General features: G+C 42.9%; 13 protein-coding genes. 3 read left to right on the top strand and 10 right to left on the bottom strand.

Annotated elements, in window-relative coordinates:
- Nucleotides 1-65: 65 nt before the first annotated feature.
- The gene (locus tag BSCG_RS10565; protein ID WP_008776411.1) at nt 66-2150 is read right to left on the bottom strand and encodes a BT4734/BF3469 family protein; all 2085 of its coding nucleotides are present in this window, start codon (nt 2148-2150) and stop codon (nt 66-68) included.
- 1039 nt (nt 2151-3189) lie between these two features.
- Here BSCG_RS10565 and BSCG_RS0127570 point away from each other — a divergent pair.
- Nucleotides 3190-3624 (top strand): hypothetical protein, encoded by a 435-nt coding sequence (locus BSCG_RS0127570; protein ID WP_004305010.1) that lies wholly within the window; start codon nt 3190-3192, stop codon nt 3622-3624.
- A 177-nt stretch (nt 3625-3801) separates the two neighbouring features.
- Here BSCG_RS0127570 and BSCG_RS10570 read toward each other — a convergent pair whose 3' ends face one another.
- The 9 genes from BSCG_RS10570 to BSCG_RS10610 all read right to left on the bottom strand — a co-directional run bounded on the left by BSCG_RS10570 (nt 3802) and on the right by BSCG_RS10610 (nt 11905).
- Entirely contained in the window at nt 3802-4002 is a 201-nt protein-coding gene (locus tag BSCG_RS10570) for a DUF2007-related protein (RefSeq protein WP_008776408.1), read from the bottom strand.
- Between the two features lie 218 nt (nt 4003-4220).
- Entirely contained in the window at nt 4221-5876 is a 1656-nt protein-coding gene (locus BSCG_RS10575) for an AMP-binding protein (protein WP_008776407.1), read from the bottom strand.
- Between the two features lie 123 nt (nt 5877-5999).
- Nucleotides 6000-6554: a helix-turn-helix domain-containing protein gene (locus BSCG_RS10580; RefSeq protein ID WP_004313803.1), complete on the bottom strand. Its 555-nt coding sequence runs from the start codon at nt 6552-6554 to the stop codon at nt 6000-6002.
- A 40-nt stretch (nt 6555-6594) separates the two neighbouring features.
- Nucleotides 6595-7368 carry a pyrroline-5-carboxylate reductase gene (gene proC / locus BSCG_RS10585; RefSeq protein ID WP_008776406.1) on the bottom strand — a complete coding sequence of 258 codons (774 nt, stop codon included), beginning with the start codon at nt 7366-7368 and terminating at the stop codon, nt 6595-6597.
- Nucleotides 7369-7504: 136 nt separating this feature from the next.
- On the bottom strand, nt 7505-8626 hold the full coding sequence (locus BSCG_RS10590; protein ID WP_008776405.1) for an aspartate aminotransferase family protein: 1122 nt from the start codon (nt 8624-8626) through the stop codon (nt 7505-7507).
- A gap of 12 nt (nt 8627-8638) precedes the next feature.
- Nucleotides 8639-9607: an N-acetyl-gamma-glutamyl-phosphate reductase gene (gene argC, locus BSCG_RS10595; protein WP_004313800.1), complete on the bottom strand. Its 969-nt coding sequence runs from the start codon at nt 9605-9607 to the stop codon at nt 8639-8641.
- Entirely contained in the window at nt 9604-10812 is a 1209-nt protein-coding gene (locus tag BSCG_RS10600; RefSeq protein ID WP_004310468.1) for an argininosuccinate synthase, read from the bottom strand. The genes argC and BSCG_RS10600 overlap by 4 nt, the downstream gene beginning before the upstream one ends.
- A 13-nt stretch (nt 10813-10825) precedes the next feature.
- Nucleotides 10826-11404, bottom strand: coding sequence for a GNAT family N-acetyltransferase (locus tag BSCG_RS10605; RefSeq protein ID WP_004299851.1), 579 nt, complete (start codon nt 11402-11404; stop codon nt 10826-10828).
- Between the two features lie 27 nt (nt 11405-11431).
- Nucleotides 11432-11905, bottom strand: a complete 474-nt coding sequence (locus BSCG_RS10610) for an arginine repressor (protein ID WP_008776404.1) — start codon at nt 11903-11905, stop codon at nt 11432-11434.
- 267 nt (nt 11906-12172) lie between these two features.
- On the opposite strand from BSCG_RS10610, the gene BSCG_RS10615 reads away from it, so the two are divergent.
- The gene (locus tag BSCG_RS10615; RefSeq protein ID WP_004299858.1) at nt 12173-12745 is read left to right on the top strand and encodes an RNA polymerase sigma-70 factor; all 573 of its coding nucleotides are present in this window, start codon (nt 12173-12175) and stop codon (nt 12743-12745) included.
- Nucleotides 12746-12864: 119 nt separating this feature from the next.
- Complete coding sequence (locus tag BSCG_RS10620; protein WP_004299860.1) at nt 12865-13887, top strand: FecR family protein; 1023 nt, start codon at nt 12865-12867, stop codon at nt 13885-13887.
- Nucleotides 13888-13901: the final 14 nt, after the last annotated feature.

The following is a 13901-nucleotide window of genomic DNA, read 5'->3' as shown; positions in this document are numbered from 1 at the left end:
TAACCATTGATAATAGGCTGACAATAAAATATCCCGACTTTTATTGTCAGCCTTACTTTTATCTCTTATGATAGCTTTATTACCTGATAAACAGTACCTTTATAAGTATGCTTCGAAGGAATACCGCATTTTTGCAGCAATCTCCCGAAGTGGTATACTTTGTTATCAGACAATGACATACCGCTTTTCTTCTTCAGATAATTCAATATTTCGACCGGAGTAAGAAATTCCCCTTCCTCTTTCGTTTGCGCAGTCTTGAAATACTGGTAAAACAATTGCAACATAGCCGGTGTCTGCTCAAACTCACGGTTGTTTTCCGTCATAATCTGCTCATCCTCACTGTCAAACCAGTAGCGTTCGCCATGATGAATCTCGTGCATGGCTTGTGCATAAAGCTGTTCATAATCTATCGGCTGTGTAGTGTCGATGTTTCCCGTCACTTCAATACAAATGAAACGGCGGCTTCCCGAAGGATCAGTCAACAAATCCTTCTGATTGCTTGTGCCGATAAATGAAGCATACCGTTGCAATTCAAGTACCGAGCGACCGTGCGGTTTCCGTAGATTGACCACAGGCTTTTGAAGAATATGTTTCAGAAATCCCTGTTGTGGCAGAGTTATCTGGTCAAACTCATCGATATTGATGAGCGCAAACCGATTCAGATACAGTTCTGCATCCCGTTTATGGCTGAAATCAATGCTGTCTGTATAGTAAGCGCGAAGCGCAGGCGGAATCATTTCACGGCAGAAAGTTGATTTATGAGTTCCTTGTCGGCCCACTAATATGGGCGACGTATTGTTTGCGTGCATTTTATCTACTCCTCTCCAATGTGAAACCATATTCAGGAACCAACGGTGGAATAGCAATTCCCAATGCGGATTTTTGCAAGGAACCCTGTTTGCCAAAGCATGAATACGGTCTTTGCCGTCCCAATGAGGCAGATGAAACAGGAATTCTTCCAACGGATTGTAGATCGGCACACGGTTGGAATGTAAGTATCGGTCTATGTCCCTGTCCCATACGCCAATACCTTCGGATTGGGCATCAAGCATGATACTGTTTTGTGCCCGTTTGTCAATAGGATGAAAATAAAACTGAAACGAGAAACGCTCCCGGTATTCCACTTCCCCGATCTGCGTATTATAACGGAACTCATAACGACGGTTCATAAATTCGTCCATCTGCAGGCTAAGGCGTTGCTCTTTAGTCAGGCAGCTGCTTTTGGGCACTCCCTTACATTCTTTGTATACGTTTCTTATCATCTCGCGTATCAGCATCGGATTTTTTCTTTTGTAATAACGCATGATGGTTCGTCGGGTTACCTCCTCTTCCGGGATGCCGGAGTAGTAACAATTTTCGGCAAGCGGGACTACTAACGTTTGCAAATCATGATCGTTCCGATGCCAGTCTGTTTCTATTTCTTCGAATGTCTTCCGCAATGCCGCTTCATAAAGCAATGCTACTGTATCTTCCGTGTCATACCCCGGCAGTGCTCGATTCAGTGGAGATGCTTCAGTGCTCGATTTCTCATGATAAGTCATCTCGCCGGGCATACCGATGGGTTGTGAAAGATAGAAAGGGACAGGGGTGGGACGGTAAATCAAGTCCGGATCATAGCTAAGACGTGAGAATTGTTCCAGTTTCGGCTCTTTCAATAGAATGTTGAAGGGAAGTTGAGGCTGATAACATTTAATGGCAAGCCGGTAAGCATGTGCCTGAAACACTTCGGCTTCTTCCGTTGTTTGCGGTAAAGTGCCGTCCGGACGGGTGAAGCAAGTCCATATCTTGACGCTTTTACCACTTGCTCCCATAAAAGCCAGCATTGTTTGGGGAAGTTCGGCTGCCTTTTGCTTCACGATTTCCACTTCTGTCTTTCCGGCTAGCGGACCGATGGTCAGTTCTACAATGCCATTGTAGGTTTTCATTCGCTTCACTCCGTTCACTCGTCCGAAGGCTGCTGCGGGAATCACTCGTGGTAGTTTGTTGGCGAGGGAACAAGGCTCGTCGGGTAGAACAAAATGCAGGGCCTGACGTAATCCGGTTACCGGGCGGAGCTTGGTTTCTTTTTTCATTTTTTCTATCAGCAGGTCGATGTCTGTCACGCTTAGTGCCTCCGTATCTCCGTTTTCCCTGATTTGTGTAATCTTCATTTTTCTTCTCTTGATATTTAATGAGAGTAAGTGTTTGTTATTGGTTTCAAAGGTACGGATAAGGTACTTGTAAAACAAACTATTTGCGCTTTATCGCGATAAAGAATGTGCTTTCTTGTTATACTCTATTCAAGAAGGCGGACTTGAAACATTAACAAGTAAGTAAAGATATGCTCGCCACTGTGTATTGTTGCATAAAGACACCGTTATTCGTACGTTAACTTACCGGTATTGGTAGTTCGCCACGGCCGTGACGAGATCTTCCCACGGCCGTGGTAGGAATTCGTCACGGCTGTGGAAAGAAGTTACCACGGCCGTGGGAAGGTAAAGATACCGTAGCTTTAGCTGAACAATACTGCTGCTTTAGCCGAACAATACTGCTGCCTTAGCTGAACAATACTGTTACTTTAGCAGAACAATACCTGCTTCTTTAGTGAAAGATACCAGATGCGCAGCATTCATTTAACGGGGGCGACATTCGCTTCGTAGCGAGTTTATATTTCTTATACGCTCTTTGCTAATATTGAACTTCTTCTCTTTCAATACAAAACTTCCTGTATTTATTTCCGTATTTCCACTTTGTTTCGAAAAAAAAGCATATCTTTGTCATACGCTTTCTGTTCATCAGCGTGGTGAAAACAGGTAAGAAGCGTTATTTATTTTGAAATAGGAATATTATTGCATTATCCCTCGTCCTTGAAATCTAGCAAGTTTCTGTCCGTAGAGGGGTGGTTCAACAGATATTCCACGTGAACGGTCGTATATCAACATATTGATGGAAGATGTGTTATATATAAACGATTAGCGTGGATGTCTGTTGTTATCATTATCTTATGGACGGGTTTGCTAGGCCTCAAGGACAGATAATGATTCAACAGCATTCACGCTTTTATTGTACCCGGTTGGTTTCATGATCCTTATAAATCCCCAACCCCAATCTCCTGTCCGCCCGGAATACAAAAAGCGCGAATGTTTGTTGAATCAACATCAACAGAGCACTATTTATTCCTTGTTGTATAACAAATTAAAAACAAACACTATGTCACAATGGATTAGCATAGAAGCGGCAGCCGAGAAATACCGACTCGAAAAAGAGTATATCTGGCTCTGGGTGGAAATGAAAAAAATCACAGTGTCTTATGAGAACGATACAGTTTCCATAGATGATGATAGTATTCAGCAATTCATAAAACGGACTAAGCTGGGAATTACGTCTGAATATATCGATGAGTTAGAGCAACTTTGCATGGAAAAAAACAAAACCAGCAGATTGTATGCTTCACTTTTGAATATGCGGGATCAGGAATTAATGGCAATTAGAGGACAAAGTTCGCGACTGGACGGTTTATGGAAAATGGTGGAGGAACAATACGAAAGACTGCGCTCCTTCGAGAAGAATTCTATGTCGGACAACGCTATTTGTAGCAACTGCTGGATCAGAAAGATATGCAGGAGATTGAAACGAATTCTATAATTCTGCCGTGAATTTAATCTATTAAATAACAGGCTGACAATAAAAGTACGATCTTTTTATTGTCAGCCTATTGTCATAGCTTATTGTCAGGGTGCAATGAGTTACTAGTCACCGTATTATCCAGCGAAAACTCCTGCTGACAATAAGAACCCTCCAATTTATATGTAAACCTAAAACCTATGAAACTTTTCTGTTATTAATTACACGCATGGCCGCAGTATAGTATTCGCAAGGAACAGAAATCAAAATACTGTTTAAACCATTGTCTTTCATTGAAACCTGGATATAGGCTGCATTCAATAAACTTTTTACGCTGGCTACCTCCCAAGGACTACCAGCAAAAACATTGACTTGAGAAATCTTTCTACTTGTAATCATGATCTTTATAGTGTGTTTTTGTTTTTACTGCGACAAAGATAAGAGAGAAAAGCAACATAGAGGTGTAATATTGTTTCATATATAGTATACAAATGATTCATTGAATCAGGATTTGTATTAATTGACCAGTTTGTAGTATGATTCACATAAGAAATCCTCCTTCGGTTGCCAAAAGACAAGTGAAGGAGGATTTTATCGATAAATAGGTGCTTTTTTACTTATTTCTTATCGTTTTCGCGAATCTCCACCCGGCGGATCTTGCCGCTGATTGTCTTAGGTAGCTCTTCTACGAACTCGATGACACGCGGATATTTATAAGGAGCAGTCACTTTCTTCACATGATTCTGTAATTCCTTAATCAGTTCTTCTCCGGCACGTGCTTTATAGTCTTTGGATAGAACAATCGTAGCTTTTACTACCTGACCGCGAATCTCATCGGGTACTCCGGTAATAGCACATTCCACAACAGCCGGATGAGTCATCAACGCACTTTCCACTTCGAATGGGCCGATGCGGTAACCGGAGCTCTTGATTACGTCGTCTGCGCGACCGACAAACCAAAGGTAGCCGTCCTCGTCTTTCCAGGCAACATCGCCGGTGTAATAAATACCATCGTGCCAAGCTTCGTGAGTGCGTTCCGCATCCCGGTAGTATTCTTTGAAAAGTCCGAGAGGTTTACCTTTGCTGGTGCGGATTACAATTTGTCCTTGCTCACCGGCTTCAACAGAGCGGCCTTCATGGTCGATCAAGTCTACATCATATTGAGGATTCGGCAGCCCCATGCTTCCCGGTTTCGGTTCCATCCAAGGCATGGTGGCGATGGTGAGGGTTGTTTCTGTTTGTCCGAAACCTTCCATCAGTTTGATACCCGTCAGTTTCTTGAAAGTTTCGAATACGGCGGGGTTCAATGCTTCTCCGGCAATGGTGCAGTATTTTAGTGAAGATAAATCAAACTTTGTCAGGTCTTCGTGAATCAAGAACCGGAAGATGGTAGGAGGCGCACAGAGAGAGGTGACATGGTATTCCTGGATTTTTTCCAGAATAGCTGCCGGGGTAAACTTCTCGTGGTCGTAGACGAAGATATTGGCTCCGGCAATCCACTGTCCGTAGAGTTTTCCCCATACCGCTTTTCCCCAGCCGGTATCGGCAATGGTGAGGTGAAGACTGTTCTCGTTCAGGTTGTGCCAAAAACTACCGGTAACGATATGACCTAACGGATAAGTAAAGTCATGTGCCACCATCTTAGGTTCGCCGGTAGTGCCGGAAGTAAAATACATCAGAGAGATGTCATCATTAGTATTCGCATGGCGCGGACGTACAAACGGAGCAGCATTTTCGATACCCTGATGGAAATCTTCGAAGCCTTCCGGGATTTCCGGACCGACACTGACTAACTTTTCAACAGTGGGACATTCGGAAAGGGCCTCTTTGATATGTTGCAGGATGATTCCTTCGCCGGCAGCTACGATCATTTTGATGTCGGCAGCGTTGCAGCGATAGATAATATCCTTCTTGGTCAGCAAGTGAGTAGCCGGAATAACGGTTGCTCCTAGTTTGTGAAGAGCGATGGTGCTATACCAGAACTCATAACGGCGTTTCAGAATCAGCATCACCATGTCGCCACGGCCGATACCCAGGCTCTGGAAGTAAGAAGCGGTCATGTCCGTAGATCGTTTCATGTCGGCAAATGAGAATTGGCGACTTTCGCCTTTGTCATTTGTCCAAAGTAAAGCGTTCTTGTCAGGTTGTTCGGCAGCCCAGGCGTCTACTACGTCATAGCCGAAGTTGAAGTTCTCCGGGACGTTTATTTTCAAGTTTTTGATAAAATCCTCTTGTGAACTGAAAGAGGTCTGTGATAAAAATCTTTCTACCATGATGTTATGGATTATGTGAATGAAGAATGAAGAATGAAAAATGAAGAATTTTTCCATGCGTATTATTTATACAGTGCAACATAATTCTTCATTCTTCATTTTTCATTCTTCATTTTTTTATTATTACATAATTACTGCCAGAAAACGTACTGTTTTGCCATCGAGCGCTTTCATGCCATGTGGAAGTTTAGAGTTAAAATAGATACTGTCGCCTTGGTTGAGGATGATTTCTTTGCCTTCGATGTTGATAAGCATACGTCCTTCGATGACAAGGTTGAATTCTTGTCCGTTATGTTGGTTATAATGGATTGGTTCGTCGTTTGCTTTCGGTTCAACAGTGACGATGAACGGATCGGCGGTACGGTTCATGAATCCTGAAGCCAGTGATTGGTATTTATAAGCTTTGGTACGTTCGATGCTGACTCCTTTGCCGGCACGGGTCACGAAGTAGCTGCTCATTTTAGGCTCTTCACCAAACATCAGGGCGTCGAGAGCTATATTATACGTGCGGGCTATTTTTTGTAACATGCTGACAGAGATATCGTAGTCTCCGGTTTCTGCAAGTCGGTATTCTTCGGCAGAGATGTCGCTGTCGCGGGCGATATCCTCTGCGGTCAGTTCCAGTACATCACGTAATCCGCGGAGGCGTTCTGCGATCTGTTTAATTTGTTCATTCATACAAGTGGTTCGTATTTTTATGATTAATAATTCTATGGTATTATTTGGAGGCTTTCATGGCTTTGATGATAGCGGAGGTGAATCCGTTGTGTTCCAGTTCATTGATCCCCTTGATTGTGATTCCGCCCGGAGTGGTGACCTTGTCGATTTCTACGCTGGGGTGGGTGTCGTTGTTCTGAATCAGTGCGGCTGCTCCTTTTAAGGATTGTGCTATCATTTGCATGGCATCTTTGGGACGAAGTCCCATTTCGATTCCGGCTTGCATGGCTGCCTGAACGTATTTCAATACGTAAGCGATACCGCAGGAGGTCAATGCGGTGGCTGCCGCTATTTTATCTTCGGGGATAAGCATCACTGTTCCCATCTCGCTAAATAACCGGAGGATGAAGTTGTCTTGTTCATCATTCGTGTTGCGCGCGGCAACAAGCGTCATGCTTTCCAGTTCGCTGATAGCGGTGTTCGGAATCAGACGGAACATGGGCATTTCCGGTGCTACGACATAATGAGCCAGTTCTTCAAAACTGATGCCGGCAGCTACGGAGATGAGTATCTGTTTGCTTTTTAATTTCAACTCGCGCATCACCGATTCCATAAACCACGGTTTGACGGCAAGGATGACAATGTCTGCTCCTGTGGCTGCTTCCAGATTATTGTTGGTGGTGGAGATACCCGGAAATTCTTTTTTCAGTTTCTCTAGTTTTCCGGCACTGGGATTGGATACAATGATATCCGAATCGTCTATCAGACTTCCTTTTGCCAGGCCACGGGCTATTGAACCGCCCATGTTTCCTGCACCGATAATGGCTATTTTCATATACGCTTGTTTTTAATGAGTTGTTACAGACAAAGGTAACAGTTAATTACGAAAAAACAAAAAGCAGCCAGAATAAGAAATAAATTTCTAATAAAGGCTGCTTTTATCGTTGGCTGTTTATTAATCAAATGAGCGGTTAGAGTACTTTTTTGAACCGGGCGAGGAACTCTTTCGCTTCCTCCATGCTGAGACAGAGAGGAGGTAACAGGCGAAGTACATTCGTGCCGCTTGCTCCGGTAAATACATGCTCGTCATAGATGAGACGGCTGCGTAGTTCCTTGATCGGTTCTTCAAATTCGAGGCCGATCATTAGTCCGCGTCCGCGCACTTCTTTGATTTGCGGGAATTTTTTCAGCTCTTCCAGTAAGTAATCACCTACTGCCTTAGCATTTTCTACCAGATTTTCCTGTTCAATGACATCCATCACAGCGAGAGCTGCCGAACATGCCAGGTGATTTCCTCCAAAAGTAGTTCCCAACTGGCCATATACCGGTTTAAACATCGGGCTGATTAAGACACCTGCCATTGGAAAGCCGTTACCGATTCCTTTGGCTACAGTGATGATATCCGGCTTAATGTCATTATATTGATGAGCGAAGAATTTACCGCTACGCCCGTATCCGCTCTGAATTTCATCGAGAATCAGGATCGTTCCTGTTTCGCTGCAAGCTTTGCGGAGTTCCTGCATAAATTCGGTGGTTGGTATCTTGATACCGCCTACACCTTGTATTCCTTCAATGATAACAGCGCATGTGTCTCCTTTAGACAATTCTTGTTTCATCGCTTCCATATCGTTGAGCGGGAGATAGGTGACATGACCGTTATTGTTGATAGGGGCGATAATGGAAGGATTGTGGGTCGCTTCTACCGCCAGAGACGTCCGTCCGTGAAACGCCTTATTGAAAGATACGATTTTGGTACGTCCGTTATAGAAGGAAGCCAGCTTCAAAGCGTTTTCGTTCGCTTCGGCTCCACTGTTAATCAGAAACAGGCTGTAGTCTTCGTAACCGGAAATCTTGCCCAGTCGTTCGGCTACCTCTTGTTGGAGCTTGTTGATGACGGAGTTTGAGTAGAAACCAAGTTTAGCCACCTGGTTACTTATCATTGCTGTATAGTGAGGGTGTGCATGTCCGATAGAGATAACGGCATGGCCTCCGTAGAGATCCAGATATTCCGTTCCGTTCTCATCCCATACTTTGCAACCGTTGCCCTTGACAATGTTGATGTTATATAAAGGATATACGTCGAATAATTTCATAATTCTTTGTTTTTAAAAAGCTGAAGGCTTCAGACGTAGTCCTACGGTTTCTTCCAGATTGAACATCAGGTTCATGTTATGAACCGCTTGTCCGCTGGCGCCTTTCAGCAAATTGTCGATACAAGAGATAATCAATAGTTTGTCACCGTGTTTCTCCAGATGTATCAGGCACTTATTAGTATTAACGACTTGTTTCAAGTCAATATTCTTGTCTACGATGTGTACAAAGGAGTCTTTTGCATAATATTCCTCGTACATACGAACGATTTCTTCCAGTGCTACTTTGGTTTTGACTACCATCGTTGCAAAGATACCACGGGCGAAATCTCCACGGTATGGAATGAAGTCGATCTCCGCATCGAAACTGTTTTGCAGCTGTTTCAGTGATTGCTTGATTTCCGGAACATGCTGGTGCTCGAATGCTTTGTACACACTCATATTGTTGTTTCTCCAACTAAAATGACTGGTAGCACCCGGTTTCACTCCGGCTCCCGTACTTCCTGTAATGGCATTTACCATTACATCATCCGTCAGCATCAGATTCTTGGCAAGCGGAAGCAAACCGAGCTGGATGCAGGTTGCAAAACAACCGGGATTGGCTACGTGCTTTGCCGTACAAGTGGCACGGCGGTTCAGTTCCGGCAGGCCGTAGATAAAGTCGTGGTCGTCGCTCATAATGCGGTAGTCCATCGAGAGGTCGATAATCTTCAGGTCTTCCGGTATGTTGTGACTTTCCATGAATTTCTTTGTATCGCCGTGGGCGGTGCAGAAAAAGAGAACGTCGATTTCGTCCAGAGGTAACTGGTCGGTGAATCTTAGATCTGTTTCTCCATACAAGCCTTCGTGTACGTCGGTAATTCTGTTTCCGGCATTACTGCTGCTGTTGATAAATACGATTTCAGTTTCCGGATGGTTGAGCAGCAGACGGATTAATTCGCCTGCTGTATATCCTGCGCCACCAATGATTCCTGCTTTAATCATATCTCTTCGTCTTTGTGGTTATTATAGTAAACACGTAGCGGAGTAGAAGTGACTTTGATAAAGCCTTTGGCGTCTTCGGCTGTCCAGCCTTTCTGCATTTCACCGTATTCTCCGAATTTAGTCTTCACCAGATCGTCTTCCGATTCTACACCTACGGTAGAGAAGGAGAGAGGGCGAAGCTCGAGGATAGCCGTACCGTTTACGTTACGCTGGCTTTCCTGCAACATCGCTTCGATGTCACGCATCACCGGTTCGAGGTATTGGCTTTCGTGGAGGAACATACCGTACCAGTTGGCAACCTGGTCTTTCCAGTATTGCTGCCATTTGCTCAATGTATATTTCTCAAGGAAGCGATGGGCGCCGATAATCAACATCGGGGCTGCTGCTTCGAATCCTACACGGCCTTTGATACCGATAATTGTATCACCCACGTGCATATCACGGCCGATACCGTATGCTGCACCAATCTCTTCCACTTTCTGGATGGCTTTGATCGGGTCGTCAAACTTCTCGTCGTTGACAGCTTTCAGTTCCCCTTTTTCGAAAGTCAGGCGGAGCTGTTCGCTGCCTTCTTTTTCAACATGTTTGAGGTAGGCTGTTTCCGGGAGTCCTTGCGCAGAGTCGAGGATTTCGCCGCCACAGATAGAAGTACCCCACAAACCTACATTATAAGAGTATTTCAGTTTGGTGAAGTCCGCGCTGAAACCATGTTTGTTCAGATAATCAATTTCTTCCTGACGGCTCAATGCCATGTCACGGGTCAATGTGATGATTTCTACATTGGGAGCCAGTACGAGGAAAGTCATGTCGAAACGGATCTGGTCGTTACCTGCTCCGGTAGAACCGTGTGCGATGGCATCCGCACCGATTTCATTGGCATATCGTGCGATGGCCAGTGCCTGGAAAATACGTTCGGAACTAACAGAAATAGGATAAGTACCGTTACGCAGCACATTTCCGAAAACCATGTATTTCAGGCTCTTTTCGTAGTATTCCTGGGTAACGTCCAGCGTCACGTATTTCACTGCTCCCAGTTTATAAGCATTTTCTTCGTTTGTTTTCAGTTGTTCTTCGCTGAAACCACCCGTATTGGCACAAGCTGCATATACTTCGTAACCTTTTTCTTTGGCGAGGTACATGACGGTGAACGATGTGTCCAGTCCGCCGCTGAATGCCACCACTACTTTTTTCTTCTTTTCTTCCATAGTGCTGTATCTTTTAAATGTTATTTCTTTCTTGTTCTTTTTTGATGTTCCGCGGCTCTGTCGGATCGTACAGCATGGCTGTGCAGATGCAGAACTTGCGGTTTTTCGCTACCAGAATATCATGGTTGATACATCCTTCGCATCCTTTCCAGAAAGCTTCGTCGTCTGTCAGTTCGTTGAAGGTGACAGGTACATAACCCAGTTCGGTGTTCATTTTCATGACAGCTGCTCCGGAGGTCAGACTGAATATTTTTGCTTTCGGCCATCGGAGACGTGCCAGTTGGAAAGAAGCCTGTTTGATACGTTTTGCCAGTCCTAATCCACGGAAATCGGGATGAACGATCAGACCGGAAGTAGCCACGTACTGCTTGTTTCCCCATGATTCGATGTAGGTGAACCCGGCAAAAGTATCGCCACAAAGAGCAATAATCGCCTTACCTTCTTTCATCTTTGTCGCTACGTATTCGTGTGTGCGTTCCGCAATTCCTGTTCCTCGTACGGCGGCAGCATTTCTGATAGTTTCCAAAATAGTGTCAACGTAAACCTCATGTGAGGCGTCGGCTACCATAACATCTATTTGTTGAGTGTCCATTTCTTTATTATATAATAATAGGTATAATTATTCGATATTGGGAATGATGAGTGACAGAAGCTGACGTATTTTGCTGATGGCAACTCCTTCACGCAACACCAACATGATTGTATCGTCACCGGCAATGGTTCCGAGAATTTCGGTGAACTCATTGTTGTCGATGTCATAAGCCATGCTGCTGGCATAACCGGGACGGGTGCGGATAACGGCGATGTTACCGGAGAACTGCAAAGAGATAAATCCGTTATTGCGTAACATGTCGCCGGCACTCTGGTCGGTAGAACGTTTATACATAATGTTATTCGGCAGTACATATACATACTTTCCGTTCATACTGGCAGCCTTGGCTACTTTCAATTGTTTCAAGTCGCGGGAGAGGGTGGCCTGTGTCAGTTCGAAGCCTTCGCGGTTCAGCTCTTGCAACAGTTCTTCCTGCGAACCGACCTCCTTGCTCGAGATAATCATTTTGATGGCGTCTAACCGATTTGCTTTCTTCTTCATTGTATAATTATTCTAAGAATGGCGCAAAAGTATGCATTATTTTGGAAAAAAGATGCATAAAACCAAAGTTTTTTTGCATAAAAGTGAAAATACTTTAGAAAGGGATAGTGATATAATCAGGATATATGTGGGTATATGTAACAAAGTTGTTTCTTTATTGCTTCATTTTGTGCTGACTTTTTTTATTGTCTATTAAAAAAGATGCAATTGTTTGTTTAGGGATTTTTAAATATATAAATTTGTAAAGTGAATAAGGAGACAAATCGTATGATAGATGAAGATATTGAGCTTTATTCTCTTTTTAGAAAAGGAGATAGAAAGGCTTTTGATACTTTATTTTTGAAGTATTATTCCATACTATGTGCCTTCGGGAAGTACTATATTCCTATAGAAGATGCTGAAGAAGTTGTTTTGGATATCATGACATGGCTATGGGAAAACAGAGAATTCCAGATCATAGAAACTTCTTTGCGAAGTTATTTGTTTATGGCGGTCAGAAACAGATGCTTGGATTTAATAAGTAAGAATCAGACAAAAAGACGTTGTTATGAGCATATGTTTGCTAAAGAAATGCAGACAAGTTTTGAAGATCCTGATTTTTATGTAGTGGAGGAATTGATGGCGAAAATAGAAAAGGCCGTGATGCGATTGCCGGACTCCTATCGTATAACTTTTGAGATGAGCCGTTATCAAGATAAAACATATAAAGAGATTGCGAAAGAATTAAACGTTTCCATAAAATTAGTGGAGTATCGTATCCAGCAAGCATTGAGACTTTTACGTGTAGAACTAAAAGACTATTTACCGTTGATTACAATCATATTCCCTTATTTTCTCTAAGGATAGCCGATTCGTTTTTGAGTCTTAAAATAAAAATGCAGCTTTTAATTAAAAAAGTTGCATTTTTGTTTAGGGGCTAATTGAAGTATTCCGTCTTCTTAATAAAATGAACATAAAAGATGATGGAATTACATGAAAATATAGATGAGGCTCTTTTACTCCTTTATTTTTCCGGTACACTAGGAGAGAAAGAAAAAGAAGAGGTAGAAAATTGGATTTCCCTCTCTGAAGAGAACAGAAAAATAGCTAAACAGATTTGTTACATACACCACGTAACAGATATAATAGATACCGTGAAGCAGATAGATCCTAAACAGGCATTGGTGAAGCTGGATAAGAGATTGTCAAAAAGGAAGAAAATAAACTGGTGGGAATGGGGGATAAGAGCAGCAGCTGTGTTATTTATTCCTTTATTCTTATCTTTCTTCTATTTTGTATTTAATCAAGATAAAAATTATGATCGTTATGTCGAAATTCGGTCTAATCCGGGGATGATGACAAAAGTGGAGTTACCGGATGGTACTTGGGTATGGCTGAATTCTGCTTCTTATCTAAAATATCCAGTGTCTTTTGAAGGAGAATATCGAAAGGTTGAATTGCTCGGAGAAGCTTATTTTTCAGTACAAAAGGATAATGGACGGAAATTCTTAGTCGATGTAGGAAAGGGGATTGAATTAGAGGTTTTAGGTACTGAATTTAACGTGGATGCTTATCCGGATGATAAGTTTGTAGCTGCTACTTTGGTGACAGGTAGAGTAAAATTCCATTGTCAGCAGAAAGGCAGGGAGGTTACTTATAGTATGCAACCCGGACAGAAGGTGATTTATAATTTATTGGATGAGAAACTTTTGTGTACAACTACTTTTGTTGAATCTGATATTGCTTGGAAAAGTGGAAGGATCATTTATCGAGATACTCCTCTTGAAGATGCTTTAAGAACTTTGAGCAAGCGTTTTGACGTAGAGTTCCGTATTGTTAATCCATTATTAAAGAAATATTGCTTTACAGGTACTTTTATTAATCAACGTCTGGATAAGATCTTGGAACACTTCAAAATAGCTTCAGGGGTGAGATACAGATATCTTGAATCGGCATTGGACAACGGTGTTGTGAAAGAGAAAACAATAATAGAAATTTATTAAACAAAAAAGAACTA

Source organism: Bacteroides sp. 2_2_4 (genome assembly GCF_000157055.1).
GTDB classification, from domain to species: domain Bacteria; phylum Bacteroidota; class Bacteroidia; order Bacteroidales; family Bacteroidaceae; genus Bacteroides; species Bacteroides ovatus.
This window is presented reverse-complemented; position numbering and strand designations above follow the sequence as displayed.